The following is a 240-nucleotide window of genomic DNA, read 5'->3' as shown; positions in this document are numbered from 1 at the left end:
GCCACCGGCTTTGCCTTGTAAGCGTTCGCTACGGAAATCGGCTGCCTTGACAGTAATTTCACGTGTTTCCTGTGGACCAGGCGCGCTTGTCATTCCTGACCCTGCGTGACCCTTAAAGCTCATTGTCGCTTTAGGAGCAGACTGCGGTACTTTTGGTGCAGGCGCAGCTTTCACTTCTGGCTGCTTCGCTACCTCAGGAGTAACAACTTCTGCTGTTTCCACTGGCGCTGCTTCTACAGG

At 54.2% G+C, this 240-nt stretch carries 1 protein-coding gene; it reads right to left on the bottom strand.

All coding sequences use genetic code 11. The features are described from left to right. A partial coding sequence (locus tag AB4585_RS29610) for a hypothetical protein (protein WP_372172416.1) occupies positions 1-240 on the bottom strand: 240 nt, incomplete at both ends.

The organism is Vibrio sp. 10N.222.49.C9 (genome assembly GCF_041474985.1).
Lineage (GTDB): Bacteria > Pseudomonadota > Gammaproteobacteria > Enterobacterales > Vibrionaceae > Vibrio > Vibrio crassostreae_C.
This window is presented reverse-complemented; position numbering and strand designations above follow the sequence as displayed.